The sequence below is a fragment of the Chromobacterium sp. IRSSSOUMB001 genome (assembly GCF_023507765.1).
Taxonomy (GTDB): Bacteria; Pseudomonadota; Gammaproteobacteria; order Burkholderiales; family Chromobacteriaceae; genus Chromobacterium; species Chromobacterium haemolyticum.
The window spans coordinates 231,735-248,841 of sequence record NZ_JALCYU010000002.1; the positions used below are offsets into that span (position 1 = coordinate 231,735).

Annotated in this window: 24 protein-coding genes; 17 read left to right on the forward strand and 7 right to left on the reverse strand. The window is 62.3% G+C overall.

Going from position 1 to position 17,107, the window contains the following annotated elements; translation table 11 throughout:
- Window positions 1-5 precede the first annotated feature (5 nt).
- Window positions 6-1,100 (reverse strand): AI-2E family transporter, encoded by a 1,095-nt coding sequence (locus MOV80_RS03180; protein ID WP_019100717.1) that lies wholly within the window; start codon window positions 1,098-1,100, stop codon window positions 6-8.
- A gap of 85 nt (window positions 1,101-1,185) precedes the next feature.
- Here MOV80_RS03180 and purM point away from each other — a divergent pair, with 85 nt between their 5' ends.
- From purM to MOV80_RS03235, 11 genes are all read left to right on the forward strand, one after another.
- A complete protein-coding gene (gene purM / locus MOV80_RS03185) occupies window positions 1,186-2,223 on the forward strand; it encodes a phosphoribosylformylglycinamidine cyclo-ligase (RefSeq protein WP_249604830.1) in 1,038 nt (345 codons plus the stop codon).
- A gap of 13 nt (window positions 2,224-2,236) precedes the next feature.
- The gene (locus MOV80_RS03190; protein ID WP_019100719.1) at window positions 2,237-2,419 is read left to right on the forward strand and encodes a hypothetical protein; all 183 of its coding nucleotides are present in this window, start codon (window positions 2,237-2,239) and stop codon (window positions 2,417-2,419) included.
- The gene (gene purN, locus MOV80_RS03195) at window positions 2,416-3,045 is read left to right on the forward strand and encodes a phosphoribosylglycinamide formyltransferase (RefSeq protein ID WP_019100720.1); all 630 of its coding nucleotides are present in this window, start codon (window positions 2,416-2,418) and stop codon (window positions 3,043-3,045) included. Before MOV80_RS03190 ends, purN begins: the two co-directional genes overlap by 4 nt.
- A 4-nt stretch (window positions 3,046-3,049) precedes the next feature.
- Window positions 3,050-4,222, forward strand: a complete 1,173-nt coding sequence (locus MOV80_RS03200; RefSeq protein WP_249604831.1) for a DUF3108 domain-containing protein — start codon at window positions 3,050-3,052, stop codon at window positions 4,220-4,222.
- A complete protein-coding gene (locus MOV80_RS03205; protein WP_081554313.1) occupies window positions 4,212-5,468 on the forward strand; it encodes an RsmB/NOP family class I SAM-dependent RNA methyltransferase in 1,257 nt (418 codons plus the stop codon). Before MOV80_RS03200 ends, MOV80_RS03205 begins: the two co-directional genes overlap by 11 nt.
- A gap of 111 nt (window positions 5,469-5,579) precedes the next feature.
- A complete protein-coding gene (locus tag MOV80_RS03210) occupies window positions 5,580-6,959 on the forward strand; it encodes a chloride channel protein (protein ID WP_019100723.1) in 1,380 nt (459 codons plus the stop codon).
- Window positions 6,960-7,045: 86 nt separating this feature from the next.
- Window positions 7,046-7,357, forward strand: coding sequence for a Grx4 family monothiol glutaredoxin (grxD, locus tag MOV80_RS03215; RefSeq protein ID WP_019100724.1), 312 nt, complete (start codon window positions 7,046-7,048; stop codon window positions 7,355-7,357).
- Window positions 7,358-7,481: 124 nt separating this feature from the next.
- A complete protein-coding gene (locus tag MOV80_RS03220) occupies window positions 7,482-8,294 on the forward strand; it encodes an EAL domain-containing protein (RefSeq protein ID WP_051002576.1) in 813 nt (270 codons plus the stop codon).
- Window positions 8,295-8,431: 137 nt separating this feature from the next.
- A complete protein-coding gene (gene upp / locus MOV80_RS03225) occupies window positions 8,432-9,064 on the forward strand; it encodes a uracil phosphoribosyltransferase (protein WP_019100726.1) in 633 nt (210 codons plus the stop codon).
- Window positions 9,065-9,138: 74 nt separating this feature from the next.
- Entirely contained in the window at window positions 9,139-9,609 is a 471-nt protein-coding gene (locus MOV80_RS03230; RefSeq protein ID WP_039754110.1) for a GNAT family N-acetyltransferase, read from the forward strand.
- Window positions 9,610-9,655: 46 nt separating this feature from the next.
- Window positions 9,656-10,900, forward strand: a complete 1,245-nt coding sequence (locus MOV80_RS03235) for a uracil-xanthine permease family protein (protein WP_019100728.1) — start codon at window positions 9,656-9,658, stop codon at window positions 10,898-10,900.
- A 200-nt stretch (window positions 10,901-11,100) separates the two neighbouring features.
- Here the strand turns inward: MOV80_RS03235 and MOV80_RS03240 are convergent, their stop codons facing one another.
- A complete protein-coding gene (locus MOV80_RS03240) occupies window positions 11,101-12,000 on the reverse strand; it encodes a LysR family transcriptional regulator (RefSeq protein WP_039754100.1) in 900 nt (299 codons plus the stop codon).
- A gap of 194 nt (window positions 12,001-12,194) precedes the next feature.
- On the opposite strand from MOV80_RS03240, the gene MOV80_RS03245 reads away from it, so the two are divergent.
- The 4 genes from MOV80_RS03245 (at window position 12,195) to MOV80_RS03260 (ending at window position 13,318) form a co-directional block, all read left to right on the forward strand.
- On the forward strand, window positions 12,195-12,362 hold the full coding sequence (locus MOV80_RS03245; RefSeq protein WP_019100730.1) for a hypothetical protein: 168 nt from the start codon (window positions 12,195-12,197) through the stop codon (window positions 12,360-12,362).
- A 32-nt stretch (window positions 12,363-12,394) separates the two neighbouring features.
- A complete protein-coding gene (locus tag MOV80_RS03250; protein ID WP_019100731.1) occupies window positions 12,395-12,565 on the forward strand; it encodes a hypothetical protein in 171 nt (56 codons plus the stop codon).
- Window positions 12,566-12,717: 152 nt separating this feature from the next.
- Window positions 12,718-12,906 (forward strand): hypothetical protein, encoded by a 189-nt coding sequence (locus MOV80_RS03255; protein ID WP_019100732.1) that lies wholly within the window; start codon window positions 12,718-12,720, stop codon window positions 12,904-12,906.
- A gap of 244 nt (window positions 12,907-13,150) precedes the next feature.
- A complete protein-coding gene (locus tag MOV80_RS03260) occupies window positions 13,151-13,318 on the forward strand; it encodes a hypothetical protein (RefSeq protein ID WP_162896996.1) in 168 nt (55 codons plus the stop codon).
- Window positions 13,319-13,361: 43 nt separating this feature from the next.
- On the opposite strand, the gene MOV80_RS03265 is transcribed toward MOV80_RS03260, so the two are convergent.
- On the reverse strand, window positions 13,362-13,865 hold the full coding sequence (locus tag MOV80_RS03265) for a GNAT family N-acetyltransferase (RefSeq protein WP_019100734.1): 504 nt from the start codon (window positions 13,863-13,865) through the stop codon (window positions 13,362-13,364).
- A gap of 161 nt (window positions 13,866-14,026) precedes the next feature.
- Between MOV80_RS03265 and MOV80_RS03270 the strand changes: the two genes are divergently transcribed.
- Together MOV80_RS03270 and MOV80_RS03275 are read left to right on the forward strand one after the other, a co-directional pair.
- Window positions 14,027-14,578, forward strand: a complete 552-nt coding sequence (locus tag MOV80_RS03270; protein ID WP_118268588.1) for a hydrolase — start codon at window positions 14,027-14,029, stop codon at window positions 14,576-14,578.
- A gap of 465 nt (window positions 14,579-15,043) precedes the next feature.
- The gene (locus tag MOV80_RS03275; protein WP_043592017.1) at window positions 15,044-15,379 is read left to right on the forward strand and encodes a DUF2322 family protein; all 336 of its coding nucleotides are present in this window, start codon (window positions 15,044-15,046) and stop codon (window positions 15,377-15,379) included.
- A gap of 76 nt (window positions 15,380-15,455) precedes the next feature.
- On the opposite strand, the gene rplI is transcribed toward MOV80_RS03275, so the two are convergent.
- The 4 genes from rplI to rpsF are packed head-to-tail and all read right to left on the reverse strand — an operon-like array spanning window position 15,456 to window position 16,855.
- On the reverse strand, window positions 15,456-15,905 hold the full coding sequence (gene rplI / locus MOV80_RS03280; protein WP_043592018.1) for a 50S ribosomal protein L9: 450 nt from the start codon (window positions 15,903-15,905) through the stop codon (window positions 15,456-15,458).
- Between the two features lie 21 nt (window positions 15,906-15,926).
- A complete protein-coding gene (gene rpsR, locus MOV80_RS03285) occupies window positions 15,927-16,154 on the reverse strand; it encodes a 30S ribosomal protein S18 (RefSeq protein WP_043592020.1) in 228 nt (75 codons plus the stop codon).
- A 5-nt stretch (window positions 16,155-16,159) separates the two neighbouring features.
- Window positions 16,160-16,459, reverse strand: coding sequence for a primosomal replication protein N (gene priB / locus MOV80_RS03290; protein ID WP_019103684.1), 300 nt, complete (start codon window positions 16,457-16,459; stop codon window positions 16,160-16,162).
- A gap of 18 nt (window positions 16,460-16,477) precedes the next feature.
- Window positions 16,478-16,855, reverse strand: a complete 378-nt coding sequence (gene rpsF / locus MOV80_RS03295; RefSeq protein ID WP_043592023.1) for a 30S ribosomal protein S6 — start codon at window positions 16,853-16,855, stop codon at window positions 16,478-16,480.
- Window positions 16,856-17,107 lie beyond the last annotated feature (252 nt).

Here is a 17,107-nt window from a genome sequence, read left to right on the forward strand (position 1 = left end):
GGCGATCAAACTGGGTTTTGATGTCTATTTCTGATTTTACGCTGATAAAAGCGTGTGTTGAAATACGCGCGCGCCAGAAAGCGGCATATCACCAAGGTGGCGGCCGCCATCGGCAAGGCCAGCAGCAGGCCTGCGAAGCCCAGCAACTGGCCGAAAGCGAGCAAGGAAAAGATCACCGCCACCGGCGATAGGCCGATGCGCTCGCCCACCAGCCAAGGGGTGATCAAAAAGCTTTCCAGCAACTGGCCCGCGCCGAACACGCCCAGCACCAGCAGCACATCGCCGGCGGAATCAAACTGCAGCGCGGCGGCCAGCCCGGCCAGAGCGAAGCCGAGAAAAGTGCCCAGATAAGGGATAAACACCAACAAACCGGCCACCACGCCGATGGCGATGCCGGACTCCAGCCCCAGCAAGGCCAGACTGGACGCGAAAATCAGCGCCATGATCAGCATCACCGACAGTTGCCCGCGCAGGAATTCGCCCAATACCCGGTCCAACTCCCCCGCCAGGGACTCCACCTCGCCCGCCCAGCGCCGCGGCACCAGCGTGGCCAGCGTCGCGGCCATCCGCGGCCCATCCTGCAGGAAATAAAACAGCAGCACCGGCAACAACAGCAGGTTGAACAACAGGCCGGCCAGCATGAAGCCGCTCTGGGTCGCCCGCAGCGCCACCGCCGACAGCGCGCCCTTCAAAGCGCCGGCGTTGGCGGCCAGCACTCGCTTCCAGCCGGCCGCGTCCAGTTCCAGATGGATGGCGAACTCGGTACGCAGCCAGGGCAGCACCCGCCCCTGGGCGAAATCCGCCAAGACAGGCAAGCGGTCTATCAAGCCCTGGGTCTGCTTGAACAGCATGGGCGCCACCACCAGCAACAGGGCGATGGTGGCTGCCATGCCGGCCAACGTCAACAGGCCGGCGGCCAAAGGCCGCGGCAAGCCTTTCCCGGCCAGACAGCGCATCGCCGGGTTGAGCACATAAGCCAGCACCGCGGCCACCGCGAACGGCGTCAGCGCGGCCGCCAACTGCTGCAACAGCCAGCCGGCGAACAGCAAGGCTGTTGCGCCGATGACCCAGGGAATCAGACGGTTTTGGGAGCGTTTCATCGCGACTTCAGTTAAAATGTGCTGCTTTCGCGTCGGCGAAAGCTTGATGTAAAAATACTTCAAGTTTGCAGAAAGCGAGTTTACCTTGAACACCACTTCCCTCAGTTACCGTGATGCCGGCGTCGACATTGATGCCGGCGACGCGCTGGTCGAGAACATTAAGCCTTATGCCAAGCGCACCATGCGCCCGGAGGTCATCGGCGGCATCGGCGGTTTCGGCGCACTGGTGGAGATTTCCAAGAAATACAAGGAGCCGGTGCTGGTTTCCGGCACCGACGGCGTCGGCACCAAGCTGAAACTGGCCTTTGACTGGAATCGTCACGATACCGTGGGCATCGACCTCGTGGCAATGAGCGTCAATGATATCCTGGTGCAAGGGGCGGAACCGCTGTTCTTCCTCGACTACTTCGCCTGCGGCAAACTGGACGTGCCCCAAGCCACCGACGTGATCAAAGGCATCGCCGCCGGCTGCGAACAGGCCGGCTGCGCGCTGATCGGCGGCGAGACGGCCGAAATGCCCGGCATGTACCCGACCGGCGAATACGATCTGGCGGGCTTCGCCGTCGGCGTGGTGGAGAAGAGCGCCGTGATCAGCGGCCGCGACATCGCCCCCGGCGACGTAGTGCTGGGCCTGAAATCCAACGGCGTGCACTCCAACGGCTACTCGCTGGTGCGCAAGATCATCGAACGCGCTCAGCCGGATCTGGACGCGCCGTTCGAGGACGGACGCAGCCTGCGCGACGCCATCATCGCCCCCACCCGCATCTACGTGAAACCTTTGCTCAAACTGATGCAGGCGCTGCCGGTCAAGGGCATGGCCCACATCACCGGCGGCGGCATCACGGAGAACACCCCGCGCGTGCTGCCGGAGCATGTCGTCGCGCAGATCGACGCCGCCGCCTGGCCGCAGCCCAAGTTGTTCCAGTGGCTGCAGCAGGAGGGCAAGGTCGATAGCCAGGAAATGTACCGCACTTTCAACTGCGGCATCGGCATGGTCGTGATTGTGGCGGCGGAGAACGCCGATCAGGCCGCCGCGTTGCTGCAAGGCGAAGGCGAAACCGTGTACCGGATCGGCGCGGTGCGCGCCCGCAATGGTGACGAGCATCAAACCCAGATCGCCTAAAGCGCTGCGTTGGATGCTACTGGCGCCGCTGGCCCTGCTGGCGGCGTTTGTCATTTATCGCGAGGCCGTCATCCTGGCCGATCTCGACCGCTGCCTGGACCAGGGCGGCAGCTGGCACGAACAGCAGTTGCGCTGCATCACGGATGCCGCCGACTGGGAACACTATCTGGCAACGTCTCCGTCGATTCCAACATGAAGAATATCGTCATCCTGATTTCCGGCCGCGGCTCCAATATGCAGGCCATCGTCGACGCCAATATCGCCGGCGCGCGCATCGCCGCGGTGATTTCCAATCGCCCAGACGCCGCCGGCCTCGCCTGGGCGGCCGAGCGCGGCATCGCCACCGCGGCGCTGGACCACAAAACCTTCGCCAGCCGCGAGGACTTCGACGCCGCGCTGGCGCAGCTGATAGACAGCCACCAGCCGGATCTCGTGGTGCTGGCCGGCTTCATGCGCATTCTCAGCGCCGGCTTCACCCGCCGCTACGAAGGCCGCATGCTGAACGTGCACCCGTCCTTGTTGCCGGCCTTCACCGGCCTAAACACCCACCAGCGCGCGCTGGAAATGGGATGCAAGGTAGCCGGCTGCACCGTGCACTTTGTCACCGCCGAACTGGACCACGGCCCCATCGTCGCCCAGGGCGTGGTGGAAGTGCTGGACAGCGACGATGCCGACACACTGGCCGAGCGCGTGCTGAAACTGGAACACCAGCTCTACCCGGCCGCCGTGCGCCGCTTCGTCGCCGGCGAACTGAACATCGTCGCCGGGAAGACCTCCAGCCGCGCCTCCGTTGCCGGCAGCCTGATGGCGCCCGCGCCCTGAATCCATGAAAAGCCGTCGTCTGATCCTGCTGGCCCTGGCCCTGTCGCTCGCCATTCATCTTGGCGTGCTGGGCTCCGGCCTGCTGCCGGAGGTGCGGCTGGAGCTGCCGCCGGACCAGGATTTGCGCGACATCAGCGTCAAGATGCAGGCGCTGGACGCCGACGAACCGGCGGCCAAGACAGCGCCGCAAGGCGCCGTGGCCCAATTGCGGCCGGCAGCGCCCAAACCGGCGCCGGCCAAGCCCAAGCCCGCCGCCAAGAAGGCGGAAGCCTCGGCGCCGCAGGCGGCGTCGGAACCGGTCGTCGCTCAGGCGCGGCCAAGCAAGAAGGCCAGCAGCGCGCCGGCGGCGGAGCCCAAACCCGACGCCTCCATGCCCAGCGCGGAAAGCAAAACCGCCTCATCGGCGCCGATCGCCGATAATATGGCGGCGAACGACAAGGACGAGGCCAGCGCGCCGACGGCCGAAGCCGCCGCCGCCGACGATGGCTATCTCCACCCCAAGAGCAAGCTGCGCGGCTTCCCCCGTCAAGCCACGCTGGGCTACCAGGTGTTCTACGGCTCGGCGATGCTGGGCACCGGCACGCTGGACTGGAGCCGCGGGGACGGCGGCTACCGGCTGGACATCAACGCCAACCCCTTTATCGGCCCCAAGCTGCGCTATCTTTCCGAAGGCCGTTTCAAGAGCAAGACCGGCTTGCTTCCGGACAGCTTGCAAGCCTGGCGCGGCGGCCAAGTCAAAGAGTCCGCGCATTTCGACTACAATGCGGGTCAGCTGCGCTACGGCGATCAAGGCGACAAACTGATGGATCTGAAGCCCGGCGCGCAAGATGTGTTCAGCCTCGCTTTCCAGCTGGGGCTGAAAGGCGGCGAACTGGGACCCGAACCCATCCAGATCACAACCGGCAAGAAAGTGTACGAATACCCGATGCGCCCCAGCGGCGAGGCCGATTACGACACCGGCGCCGGCAAGATCCGGGTTATCGTATTCCGCGCCCAGGGCGACGGCGACATTAATGAATTCTGGCTGGCGCCGGAGTTCTCTAATCTGCCGGTGCGCATCCAGCGCATCGACAAGGATAAACGGATTGACCTCAGGGCCGTCCGCATCGACGTGAACGGCGCGCCGCAATGGAAGCTGCCGCCGCAACCCACGAGAAAACACAAGAATGACTATTAATCACCATCAACTGAAACATATCGAAACCGTCATCGGCCAGATGATCCGCTTCGACAGGCCTGCCGACGCGGTGTTGTCGGCTTATTTCCGCGAACACAGCAAGCTGGGCGCCAACGACCGCCACATCATCGCGGAAACCGCTTTCGGCGCGCTGCGCCGCCTGCTGCAATTGCGCGCGCTGATCGCGCCGGACAAGGCCACCCCGCGCCGGCTAGCCCTGGTGGCCCTGCTGAAAATCCACAAGCTCAACGTCAAGGAGCTGGGCGAGGCCGCCAGCGCCGGCGAAAAGGAATGGCTGGGCCAGATCAAGGGCAAAGTCTTGCCGGCCAGCCTGGAAGTGGACGCCGAGCTGCCGCAATGGGTGATTGAGCGCCTGGGCGAACAAACGCCGGAACAGGTGATCGCGCTGGGCAAGGGCCTGGCGGAAGGCGCGCCGCTGGACCTGCGCGTCAACACCATGAAGATGAAGCGCGACGAATTGCTGGGCCGCTTGCAGGCGGACGGCCTCGAATGCGAGGCCACGCCCTACTCGCCGCTGGGCATTCGTCTGAAAACCAAGCCTTCGCTGGCCAAGCACGAGCTGTTCAAAGCCGGCGTGTTCGAGGTGCAGGATGAAGGCAGCCAACTGCTGGGCCTGATCACCGGCGCGCGTCGCGGGGAAATGGTTGTCGACTTCTGCGCCGGCGCCGGCGGCAAAACCCTGCTGCTGGGTGCGCAGATGGCCTCCAGCGGCCGCTTGTACGCTTTCGATGTTTCGGAAAAACGGCTGGCCAAGCTCAAGCCGCGCCAAGCGCGCTCCGGCCTGTCCAATGTCCACCCGCAATTGCTGGCCTCGGAAAACGACACCAAGGTCAAACGCCTGGCCGGCAAGGCCGACCGCGTGCTGGTGGACGCGCCTTGCTCCGGCCTGGGCACCCTGCGCCGCAATCCGGACCTGAAATTCCGCCAAAGCCCGGACAGCGTGGCCGAACTGAACGCCAAGCAGGCCTCCATCCTGGCTTCCGCCTCCCGCCTGGTCCGCGCCGGCGGCCGCTTGGTCTACGCCACCTGCAGCTTGCTGCCGCAAGAAAACCAAGACATCGTCGCCGCCTTCCTGGCGGACCACCCCGATTTCAAACTGGTGAAAATGGACGAGGTGTTGGCGGAACAGAAGATCCCGCTACAAATGGGCGACTACCTGGAACTGAAGCCACAGTTGCACAATACCGACGGTTTCTTCGCCGCCGTACTGGAAAAAAACGCCTGAGCATGCCTCAACCCCGGCCGCTGATGCGCCCGGGGTTTGTCTTTCAACTCAATACGCCTTACCATTGAATATTAGAAAAAACTCACATATTCTTCCGCAAAGGCCGGCTCCATGCCAGACTCCCCCACTGCCAGACAAGTCCGCAGCCGCGTCCAGCGCCGCCTGCGCTACCTCTACTTGTCCGCAGTCCTGTGGCGCCGCCACATCCCGATCTGGACCGCCGCCATTCTGATTGGCCTGATGGCCAGCGTTTTCGCCAACGGCAGCCATCTGTCGCACGCTATCTTCACCCGCATCTACGATAATTCGCCTTACTGGAGCCTGCTGATCACCCCGGCCGGCCTGGCGCTGGCCATCTGGCTGATGCGACATTACTTTCCCGGCTCCGCCGGCGGCGGCATCCCGCAATCCATCGCCGCGCTGGAAGGCGGCATGCAGGCGCTGCGCGAACGCATTCTGACCATACGCGCCGCGATCGGCAAAATGCTGCTGACCCTGATCGGCATCAGCTCCGGCGCCACTTTCGGCTACGAAGGCCCCATCGTGCAGGTGGGCGCGGCGATCAAGTATTCGCTGAACCGCCACGCGGCGCTGCGCCACGAAGGCGCGGCTCGCAGCTTCATCCTGGCCGGCGGCGCCGCCGGCGTGGCCGCCGCCTTCAACGCGCCGCTGGCCGGCATCGTGTTCGCCATCGAGGAGATGGGCCGCACCTTCGACTTGCGCGCCAGCTCCACCATTCTGCTGTCGGTGATCGTGTCCGGCCTCACCGCCACCGCCATCCTCGGCAATTACAGCTATTTCGGCATGGTGTCGGTGAATATGGAGCTGGAGCAATCCTGGCTGGCCATCCCCGTCTGCGGCATCATCGGCGGCCTGCTCGGCGGCGTCTGCTGCCGCATCATGCTGGCGCTGACCCAGCGCCTGCCCGGCCCGCTGCACGGCTGGCGGCTGCAAAAGCCGGTGCTGTTCGCCGCCGGCTGCGGCCTGGCGCTGGCGGTGATCGGCATCGCCAGCGACGGCGTCACCTTCGGCACCGGCTATTTCCGCGCCCGCGAAATCATCGAGGGCAGCGGCGCCGGCATGCAGGGCTACGGCCTGCTCAAGCTGCTCAGCATGTTCATCAGCTTCATCAGCGCGGTGCCGGGCGGCATGTTCGCGCCGTCGCTGGCGGTGGGGGCCGGCTTCGGCCTGAACATGGCCAATCTGCTGCCCTTCCTGCCGCAGACCCTGATCGTGCTCTTGGGCATGGTGGGCTTCTTCGCCGGCATGACCCGCGCGCCGATGACCGGCTTCATCATCGTGATGGAAATGACCGACTCCTCGGCGATGATCATCCCGCTGATGGCCACCGCGCTGCTGGCGTCCAATGTGTCGCGGCTGATCACCCGCCGCGCGCTGTACGACGGCCAGGTGCACATCTTCCTGCGCCAGTGGCACGCGAACCAACCGCAGCCAGCCAAGCAAATTGACCCGCGGGCGGACGAAAAGTAAAATAACCCATTGAAACGCTCGGGTATTTCGCCGAAGTCAGGCGCAAGACCCGCAGCCAGATTGACGATCCAAGCAAGGACCACTGAATGAGCGCGCAACAAACCATCCAGCAAACCGTGACCGACAACCCGGTAGTGCTGTTCATGAAGGGCTCGGCCCAATTCCCGCAATGCGGCTTCTCCTCCCGCGCGGTGCAAATCCTCAAGGCCTGTGGCCTTGAACAGTTCGTGACCGTGGACGTGCTGCAGGACGCCGACATCCGCCAGGGCATCAAGGACTTCTCCAACTGGCCGACCATTCCGCAGCTCTACGTCAAAGGCGAGTTCGTCGGCGGCTCCGACATCATGTATGAAATGTTCCAGAACGGTGAATTGCAAGAGCTGCTGAAAGACCTGTAAGCACCTCTCCCCGGTCCCGGCCAACGCCGGGACCTTTGTTTTTGCAGCGGAATTTACCGTTTCGAAAACACCCGCCATGTCATACAATCAGGGTGACATCCGCTTGCCCGACCCAAACCGCCCCATGCCGACACATCAGGAAACCAAAGCCGCCCTCAGCCCCGCCAGCGCCATGCCCATCGAAGAGATCTGGCGCGCGCTGGTCAACGATCAGCTCATCCCCTGGTTTCAACCGATAGTCGAAATCTCCAGCCGCAAGGTGATCGCGGCCGAAGCGCTGGCGCGCTGGCAGCACCCGGCGCTGGGCGTGCTGTCGCCGGTCAGCTTCGTGCCGGCGATGGAAGAGCGCGGCATGATCCGCGAACTGACCGAACTGATCCTGGAAAAATCGCTGTACGCCTGCAGCGATTGGCAGGAACGCGGCCATGACATTCCGGTCACCATCAACCTGACCTCGATGTCGCTGGACGACGACAGCCTGTGCGAGCAACTGCTGCAGAAAGTGCGCATTCTGGGCCTGGAGCCAGCCAAGCTGACCTTGGAGTTCTCCGAATCCACCTTGCGACAGCACTGGCAGAAAGCCGACGCGCAGCTGGCCCAGTTGCGCACCGCCGGCTTCGGCATCGGCATCGACGAATTCGGCATCGGCGTCACCCTGACAGACAAACTGCTGATCAGCCATTTCAGTCTGTTGAAAGTGGATCGCGCCTTCGTCCAGGGCGTCAGTTCCAACCAGCATCTACAAGCCATACTGCGCGAAGACATCGGCCTGGCCAAAGCGTCCGGGCTCACCACGGTGGCCATTGGCGTGGAGGACACCGCTGATCTGGCCACGCTCGCCGAACTAGGCTGCGACGCGGTGCAGGGCTATATCTGCAGCCCGCCGCGGGCCGCCGCCGAATTCTTGCAGTGGATTTCGGAATGGGAAAAGGGGTAAAATACCGCCCCATACCAAATGCCCCGCAGGCAGCCCAAGACCTTCCGAGGCTGTCGGCTTCATATAACTAATACTAAGAGCTGCTTTTGGCGCGCCCTCGCCGAAAGCAGCTCTTTGCCAAGGTATGGGAACGTCTCATGAACATCACCGTCGTCCAGCATCCGCTGGTGCAACACAAACTCGGCCTGCTGCGCGAAGCCGATACCAGCACCATGAAATTCCGCCAGTTGACCCAAGAACTGGCGCGCCTGCTCGCCTATGAAGCCACCCGCGACTTCGAACTGGAAAGCGTCACCATAGACGGCTGGTGCGGCAAGATCGATGTCCAGCAAATCAAGGGCAAGAAAGTCACCGTAGTGCCTATCCTGCGCGCCGGCATCGGCATGCTGGACGGCGTGCTCGACCTGGTGCCTTCCGCCAAGATCAGCGTGGTTGGACTGGCCCGCAACGAGGAAACGCTGGAGCCGGTGTCCTATTTCGAGAAGTTCGTCGGCAATCTGGACGAACGCATCGCCATCATCATCGATCCGATGCTGGCCACCGGCGGCTCGCTGGTCGCTACCATAGACCTGCTCAAGCGCAACGGCTGCAAACAGATTAAGGCCGTGGTGATGGTGGCCGCGCCCGAAGGCGTGAAGATCGTCAACGACGCCCATCCGGACGTGCAGATCTACGCCGCCTCCCTCGACAGCCACCTGAACGAACATGGCTACATCATTCCCGGCCTGGGCGATGCCGGCGACAAGATCTTCGGCACCAAGCAAGCCTGATCATGAGCCATTCCAGCGCCGCTGCTCCCGTTTCGGACGCGGCGTTTTTTTGCGCGCCTCATCCGGTCTCAGCCATGACAATACGCCCCGCAGCCGCCAGCGACTTGCTCGCCATCTGCCGTCTTGCCGACGAAATCAATCTGCAGCACCACCTTGCGTTGCCGCACACTTTCGCCGATAACGGCGCCGCAGACCGCGACAGCGCGTTCTGGGCCGGTCAGCTGAACACTCCCAACGCCGGGCTGCTACTGGCGGAGACCGATGGCGAGGTCACCGCTTTCATCGCCTTGACCCTGCAGGACCTTACCCTCCCCTTCCTGCTGCCTCGACGCATTTGCCGTGTCGCCACGCTAGTGGTCACGGCGGAGCGGCGTGGGCAGGGCCAGGGTTCAGCCTTGCTGAACGCGGCCGAGGACTGGGCGCGGCGACATTCGGCCGACGAGATCCGGCTAGAGGTGAAGGATTTCAACCAAGCCGCGTTGAACTTCTACTTGCGCCGAGGCCTGGAACCGCAAGCGCGCATTCTCGGCAAGCGGCTGCTTTAGGCCAGCCCCCCCCATTCAGACAGAGACGACCCCAGAGGCTAAAATCATGCTCCAACAACTCAAGCTGGCTGTGTCCGGCGCCCAGATCCTGTTCGTCGCCTTTGGCGCGCTGGTGCTGGTGCCGCTGCTGACCGGCCTCAATCCGGCGATGGCGCTGCTGGGAGCCGGCATCGGCACCCTGCTGTTCCAGTTGTACACCGGGCGCCAAGTGCCGATCTTCCTCGGCTCCTCCTTCGCCTTCATCGGCCCCATCATCTATTCGATGCACACCTGGGGCCAGGGCGCGACGCAGTTCGGCCTGTTCTGTGCCGGCTTCATGTACTTCCTGTTTTCCGCCGTGGTCCGCTGGCGCGGCATGGCCTTCGTCAACCGGCTGCTGCCCCCGGTGGTGATCGGCCCGGTGATCATGATCATCGGCCTGTCGGTGGCCACCGCGGCCTCCGGCATGGCGATGGGCCTCGCCGGCGGCAAGCAGGTCACGCCTTACGCGGTCTCCATGCTGCTGGCGGCGATCTCCCTGACCACCACCATCATCGTGTCCATCTTCGCGCGCGGCCTGTTCAAACTGGTGCCCATTCTGGCCGGCGTCATCGTCGGCTATATCGCCGCCGCGCTGTTTGGCGTGGTGGACTTCGCCAAACTGGCGGCCGCGCCCTGGTTCGCGATGCCGGCCTTCCACAGCCCGGAAGTCAACTGGGCGGCCGCGCTGTTCATGCTTCCGGTGGCCATCGCTCCGGCCATTGAACATATCGGCGGCGTGATGGCGATAGGCGGCGTCACAGGCAAGGACTACACCCAATCGCCCGGCCTGCACCGCACCCTGTCCGGCGACGGCCTGGGTGTCTGCGTAGCCGGCCTGATCGGCGGCCCTCCGGTGACCACGTACGCCGAAGTCACCGGCGCGGTGATGATCACCCGCAACTTCAATCCGGTCACCATGACCTGGGCCGCGCTGTTCGCCATCGCCATGGCCTTCTTCGGCAAGTTCAACGCGCTATTGCAGTCCATCCCGCTGCCGGTGATGGGCGGCATCATGGTGCTCTTGTTCGGCACCATCGCCTCCATCGGCCTGAAAACCCTGATCGAGGCCAAGGTGGACCTGATGGAACCGCGCAATCTGGTGATCATCTCGGTGGTGCTCACCTCCGGCATCGGCGGCCTCAGCCTGAAGCTGGGGGATTTCGAGCTGGCTGGCGTTGGCCTTTGCTCGCTGCTGGCCATCGTGCTGAACCTCTTGCTGCCCAAGCAGGCCACCAGTCACGACGGCATCGTCGAGGGCCAGGACATCTAAGAGTCTGTTCATAATCTGCTGCGCTTCGTGAGGCGTGACACGGTGAGTACCGCTTCGAAATGCTCATGTACCACTTGACCATGCCGCTTTCTCAGCGGTTTTCGCCTTGTCTCGCTCTTGCTCGCTAGATTTTGAACTGGCTCTAAGAACCTGCCCGCGGCACGCATGCCCGGCCGGCCTCCTCACGGACGCCGGCTTTTTCACGGCCGGAGTTCGCCCGCTTCCACCGCCTGCTCCAAACGCTGAATGAACCACTGCAACGCCTTGCCAGGCTGTGCCTGCTTCCAGGCAAAGCACATCTGGTGGTCCGGACTGTCCTCGGCCACTTCCTTGGCCACCAGATCCCCGCTGGCCAGATAAGGCCCCACCATGGAGCGCGGCAGATAGCCGCTGCCCAGGCCGGCCAGGATCACATCCAGCTTGGCGAGGCTGCTGTGCACGGTCAGCACATCCTGACCATCGAGCAAACCTCCGGTGCGCGGCTGCAAGCGTCGTGAAGTGTCGCCTATCGCCACTGCGCGGTGCTGACGCAGCACATGCGGCGGCAGCGGCTTATCCTCCGCCGCCAGCGGATGACCGGCGGCCACCACCAGCACAAAATCGTAACTGCCTATGGTGCGGGTGAAATAGTCGCCGGGAGGCGGCATATTAGGCGCGCCTATCACCAGATCGGCGCGGTCGTCGTACAGGGCGTCCCAAGTGCCGCCGAAAATCTCGCTGCGGAAAATCAGTCGCGTGGCAGAAGCCAGTTGATCGAATTCCGCGATCAACGGGATTACCTGGCCAAAGTCCACCAGATCCCCGATTACGATGCGCAACTGATGCTCCCAGCCCTGGGCTTGCTTGCTAACCCTCAGCTCCAGCTGACGCGCCGCGTCCAGCAGATGGCGGCCGTCCTTGAGCAGACGCTCGCCGGCCGGCGTTAGCCGGGCGCGGTGTCCGCTGCGATCGTATATCTGCACGCCCAAACTCTGTTCCAGCTTCTGCACGGTGTAAGTCACCGCGGACGGCACCCGGAACAAAGCATCCGCTGCGGCGGCGAAGCTGCCGTGGTTGTCGATGGCGTCCAGCACCAGCAAAGCGTCGAGTGATAGTTTCATATTCAAATTTACTGATGGTTCAGTGCAAATCATTCCGCTATCTGCGGCTAAAAAACATCCTTAATATTCAGTCACTAAGTCGCTCAGCCTGCCAGAGCGGGCAGCTCGACTCCTTAGCGGAGCACCGGATCGATTCTAGCATTTTGAACATCCAGGCCGCCGCCAAGCCACTTAATCGCACAAGGATTTTGACCATGTTGAAGCAAACCGTTATCGCCGCCCTGTCTCTGATCGTTCTGTCCGGCGCAGCCGCAGCCGGCGGCGAAGGCGCCAGCAACGCCCGTGAAATGCGCGAGCGCATGCAAACCCAGATCGCCGCCAAGCAGGCGCAAACCCCAGCCCAGGCTCAGCAAGCCAAATAAGCGCGCCTCCCACACTTTACAAGGAATTCCCCATGTTGAAACACACCGTTATCGCCGCCCTGTCTCTGATCGTTCTGTCCGGCGCCGCCACAGCCGGTGGCGAAGGCGCCGGCAACGCCCGCGAAATGCGCGAACGCATGCAAGCCCAGATCGCCGCCAAGCAAGCTCCGGCTCCGGCCCAGACCAGCCAGGCAGGCCGCTAATCCAGCTTTGTAAACACGATCAAAGTTCATTAGCACACGATCACAATCGTTTACCGCACTGCGGCAAAGCCCGCCATAGAATGTCGACTCAAGCCCTGTCGCCGGACCCAAACAGTCCGGCCGTGGCAAGATCGCAATGAAAGGAAATCACCATGAAGAAAACCGTACTCACCGCACTATCCCTGATCATCTTGTCCGGCGTAGCCATGGCCGGAGGCGAAGGCGCCAATAACGCCCGCGAAATGCGCGAGCGCATGGATGCCCAGATCGCAGCCAAGCAAGCCGCCGCTTCTCAGCAAATCCCAACAGCCGGCGCTCAGACCAACCAGTCCGCCAGCTAAGATGGCAAGCCGCCCCTCCCGCCGGCGCTCCGCGGCGGGAGGCCAAGCCCCCCGCGAAACGCGATTCACACTCGTTTGCAAATTGATCGCCGCCATGACCGGACAAAGTCCCGGCACTCACTAGAATTCAATGGCGATGCAGGCCGCTAAAACAGCGACAAGCTTCGCCAGGCCCTTAGCCGACCTCCGTCGACGCCCTGCGCCGAGCCGGTCGACCGGTCGATTTGCCATGAAAGGAAACATCATGCTGAAGAAAACCGTACTGACCACTCTGTCCCTTATCCTGCTGTCCAGCGCCGCGATGGCGGGCGAAGGGTTGTCCAATATGTGGGAAATGCGCACGCGCATGGACGCGCAATTGCAAGGACAGCAGCAGCAAGCGCCGCAAGCGCAAGACGCAGCCGGCAAGTAAACCGCGCGACACTCAGCCAGCGCCCGCCCACGCGGGTGCTTTGTCATTCCGGCCGGCGCAAGCGCGCCATGATCAGCGTGTCTTCATAACGGCCGGCGCGCAGCTGCTCCATCCGCCGCCGCCCTTCCAGCTCAAAACCGAATTTGCGGTACAAGGCGATCGCCGGCTCGTTGTCGTGCACCACCGCCAGCTCCACCCGCAGCAGCCCCAGCCAGTTGTCGGCCAGCTCCAGCACCGCCCTCAGCAATGCCGATCCCACGCCGCGGCCATGCCAGTCCGGATGCACGACGATGAACAGGGCGGCCGCGTGCCGGATGCGCGGACGCTCATTGCCGATCAGGCCGGCGTTGCCTATGACCCGACCCTCGGCGTTGCAGGCCACCAGGGAATGCACGTGCGGCTGCGTTTGCGCCAGCTTCCGCCGCCAGTCGTCCACCGATTGGTAAGGCAGTTGCAAAGTATTGGCCACCACTTCCTCCAACACCATCATCGCCGCCAAGGCCGGCGCATCCTCCGGCTCAACCTTCCTGATCAGTAAATCGTGCATAACATTCCCCCGAAGATTGCAATTCAGAAATCACCATCATGACTGGGAGAAGCTTGCAACGGCAAGAGCGATGACAATCAGATGCCGTGATGGCGCATGTCCGGGCCAAAAGCGGTATCCTGAACACCGCGACCAAGACCAATAAGCAAAAGGAGAATAGGATGCTGATGCACAAGGAACAGGCCAGCCTGCTAGTGGTGGACATCCAGGAAAAGCTGGCGCCGGCGGTAGTGGACGCGGCCGGCATGGCGGCGCGCTGTCGCTGGCTGATAGGCGTGGCCGCCGATCACGGCCTGCCGGTAGTGTTTTCCGAGCAATACCCGCGCGGCCTGGGGCATACCCTGCCGGAACTGCTCGCCCAAGCGCCCGACTCGCAAGTGGTAGAGAAAACCCACTTCTCCTGCGTTGCGGCGAACTGTCTGCCGGAAACAGTCCTGCTCCGGCCTCAAACCATCGTTTGCGGCATGGAGGCCCACGTTTGCGTGCTGCAAACCGTACTGGAGCTGCTGGAACTGGATAAACAGGTCTTCGTGGTGGCGGACGCGGTATCCAGCCGCAAGGTGTCCGACATTGAGCTGGGTTTGCAGCGGATGCGAGACGCCGGCGCCGTCATCGTCAGCAAGGAAATGGTGTTGTTCGAATGCCTGCGCCAAGCCGGCGGAGAGCACTTCAAGCGAATGAGCCAGCGTTACCTGGTGGGCGAGCAGCCATAACGCAAAAATGAAACGGGGCCGTCGGCTTCGCCGATCGACCCCGATCCAAGGCGGCTTTGCCGCTCTCTTATCCCCTTTGGAGACTGGCGCGAGACGCTGGGCCATGCCCTGGCGTCACCAGATCGCTTTATATTTAGCAATTGCCGTGCCAAGTTAACAGTAACTGGCCAAGCCATTGATTAATTAATACCTTTGCAACACAAGGCCGCTCAAAGCATGGTGTAATGAATGCCTGCGGACACAAATTGCACCAAATCAAGGCAAAAACCCCAATAGGACGCACCAAAAAAGTGCAATGCGCGGCGACGGTCTGAACTTTCTCAACCTCTCCTACGCCTAATATCCGACTACACTCGGCGGTTTTGCATCCGGCCCAGATTTGCTCCACAGGCCACCTGCAACACCCCGCCACTCAACGGGCAGCCGCCGCAGCCCGCCACGATAACGACAATAGGAAAGCACATCATGCAAGCAAGCGTTTTCAAGGACATTCTCAACACCCTGCCCTCCATCGACGATATCCGCGCCATCGTGCTGCTGGACGCCAGCGGCGAGCCGGTCGGCCGTTTGGAAAATCAGCCCGGCACCGCCGGTTCGGTACGCGTCTACCATGCCCTGATCAAGAACCACGGCCACATTGACCGCAAGGCCGCGCGCGAAGGGCTGGCGCTTTACGCTGAACATACGCCGGACGCCCGCGCCAATCCGGGCAAGCACCCCAATATCGACCGCCTGCTGTCCATCGCCGAGGCCGACGCCCCCGGCCTGCGGGCGCGCCTGGTACTGAACCAGGACGACTGAAACGCCCCGCGCGCCCAAACAAAAAGCCCGCTCGGATGAGCGGGCTTTTTCGTAAAGCGATTCCCGAAAGCGGAAATTAAGCTTCGGCAACAACCACGATCTTGATCGGGGTAACAACGTCGTGATGCAGAGCGATCTCGATGTCGTACTCGCCGATGGCCTTGAACGGGCCGTTCGGCAGGCGAACTTCGAAACGCTTAACCGGCACGCCGAAGGCGGTCACGGCTTCAGCAACGTCGACGTTGGTCACGGAACCGAACAGACGACCGTCAACGCCGGCTTTCTGAGCGATGGTGACAACCGCTTCGTTCAGCTTCTCGGCGCGGACCTTGGCGTCAGCCAGGATCTCGGCTTGCTTGGCTTCCAGTTCGGCGCGGCGAGCGTCGAACTCTTTCAGGTTGGCTTCGGTAGCGCGCTTGGCTTTGCCTTGCGGAATCAGGAAGTTACGACCGTAACCATCCTTGACTTTAACCACATCACCCAGTTGACCCAGGTTGGCAACTTTTTCGAGCAGAATGATTTGCATCTTTTAAGTTCCTTTCCCGGCTTAGTGCTGGTCGGTGTACGGCAGGAAGGCCAGGAGGCGAGCACGCTTGATAGCAGTGGTCAGCTGACGCTGGTAGCGGGCCTTGGTGCCGGTGATGCGAGCCGGGATGATTTTGCCGTTTTCGGCGATGAAGTCCTTCAGGAGATCAACGGATTTGTAGTCGATTTCCTTGATGCCTTCTGCCGTGAAGCGGCAGAACTTCTTGCGCTTGAAGAGTTGACGAGCCATTTTGACTAACCTTTTACAAATTCAACATATTCGATATTGAGCACTAACCGCGGATTCCTGAGGCTGCGCTGGGACAGAAAGCCGGTGAGGTTCACCGTGTTTCCCGCCAGTTTCCCGGAAAACTTCCGGGCTTCTTCGCCTATCAGCACGGCCTGTATTTCGCAGGCCACATCCCGATCAAAACCGTGAGCTGTCTGTCTGGACTGATGCTTGAGCCACATTTCCAATACCGGCAAGCCGGCGGGGGTGTATCTCAGCGCATCCTCGCGGTCGACCGTGGCGGTCAGAGCCAGACGGTTCTGCAAGACTTCGCTCCTCGCCTATTAGGCGGAAGCTTCAGCCTCGGCTGCCGGCTGCTGGGCGTCCAGCAGGTTCTTGGCCTTTTCGTCCTTCATCATCGGGGACGCTTCGGTAACCGCGCGATCCAGCTTGATGGTCAGGTGACGCAGAACAGCGTCGTTGAACTTGAAGGCGTGTTCGATCTCGGCCAGGGTTTCGGACTGGCACTCTACGTTCATCAGAACGTAGTGAGCTTTGTGCAGCTTCTGGATCGGGTAAGCCAGTTGACGGCGGCCCCAGTCTTCCAGACGATGGATCTTGCCCTCAGCGGCCAGAACCATGCCCTTGTAGCGCTCGATCATGGCCGGAACCTGTTCGCTCTGGTCCGGGTGGACGATGAACACGATTTCGTAATGACGCATGTTAACTCCTTGTGGCTATTGAAGCCTTTTGCCATGCAGTTGCAAAAGGCAAGGGGTTGAAACCGCGGCATTCTACGCGCTTAGGCGGTGACAAGCAAATAAAATCAGTGCCTTCCGCGCCGCGGGGTATGCGTATGTGGCAAAAACGGCGGCTTGGCGTCTGCAAGAGTCCCGAGGGCGTGGACAAACGGATTCTCAGAGCCTGTACAAAGGCTCGCGAACCAGGGCGAGACAAGGAGAAAACGAGCGAAA